General features: G+C 70.7%; 1 protein-coding gene. It reads right to left on the bottom strand.

Annotated features, from left to right (window positions below; translation table 11 throughout):
* Positions 1 to 1,449, bottom strand: a 1,449-nt coding sequence (locus tag A5652_RS05990; RefSeq protein WP_156745177.1) for an MDR/SDR family oxidoreductase, incomplete at both ends; no start/stop codon positions are given.

The raw sequence follows: 1,449 nt of genomic DNA, 5'->3' as shown, positions 1-1,449 counted from the left end.
GGCCGGCCCGGCTCATCCTGGCCTTGTCGCGCTCACCGAGGTGTTGGGTCATCGTGGAGGTCTCGTCCCACATCCCCCACGCCACCGACAGGCCCGGCAGGCCGTGGGCGCGGCGATGCACCGCCAGCGCGTCGAGGAAGCTGTTGGCCGCGGCGTAATTCCCTTGGCCCGGCGCGCCCACGATGCCCGCCATCGACGAAAACGCCACGAACGCCGACAGATCCAGCTTTTTGGTGAGCTCGTGCAGATGCCAGGCGCCGTCGGCCTTGGCCCGCAACACCCTGTCGATGCGCGCGGGTGTCAAGGACGCGATCACGGCGTCGTCGAGCACGCCCGCGGCGTGGAACACCGACCGCAACGGATACCGTTCCGGCACCTGCGCCAGCAACGCCGCGAGGGCGTCGCGGTCGCCGACATCGCAGGCCACCACGGCCACCGAAGCCCCCGCGTCGCGCAACTCGGCGGCGAGCTCGGCGATGCCGTCTGCGCGTTCACCGCTGCGGCTGACCAGCATCACATGGGGCACCCGGTGCCGCTCGACGAGATGTCGCGCCACCGCCGAACCCGCCATGCCGGTGCCGCCGGTGATCAGCGCGGTGCCGCCGGCCAGCCCGGCGGGCCCATCGGGCATGGTCAGCACGACCTTGCCGATGTGGCGGGCCTGGCTGACGAACCGGTAGGCATCGGCGGCGCTGCGCGCGTCGAACGCCTTGACCGGCAACGGCGCCAGGACCCCTGCTGCGAACAACCCCATCAACACCGCCAGCATCTCGGCGATGCGGTCCGGGCCCGCCTCCATGAGATCGAACGCCCGATAGGTCACCCCGGGGTGGGCCGATGCGACGGCATCCGGGTCACGCAGATCGGTCTTACCCATCTCGATGAAGCGGCCGCCGGGCCCCAGCAGGCGCAGCGACGCGTCGTTGAATTCCCCTGCCAGAGAGTTGAGCACCACGTCCACGCCGGCGGCGAATTTCTCCTCGAAATCCAGCGTGCGGGAATCGGCGATGTGCGCATCGTCGAATCCCATGGCGCGCAGCGTGTCCCATTTGCCGCGGCTGGCGGTCGCGAACACCTCCGCACCCCAGTGCCGGGCCAGCTGTACCGCGGCCATGCCCACGCCACCGGTGGCGGCGTGCACCAGCACCCGTTGCCCGGCGCGCAGGCCCGCCAGCACCGACAGCCCGTAATACGCCGTCAAGAACACCACCGGCACGGCCGCGGCCTGAGCCATCGACCAGCCCTGCGGCGCCCGGGTTACCAACCGGCGGTCAACGACCGCTTCGGAACCGGCCAACCCGAAGATCCCCATGACCGAGTCCCCGACGGCCAAATCCGTCACGGCCGAACCGAGTTCGGTGACGATTCCCGCGCCCTCGGCGCCCAACTGCGCGGCACCCGGATACATGCCCAGCGCCACCAGCACATCGCGGAAGTTCACCCCGGCCG

Origin of the sequence: Mycobacterium sp. 1165178.9 (genome assembly GCF_001673555.1) — a bacterium.
Lineage (GTDB): Bacteria > Actinomycetota > Actinomycetes > Mycobacteriales > Mycobacteriaceae > Mycobacterium.
This window is presented reverse-complemented; position numbering and strand designations above follow the sequence as displayed.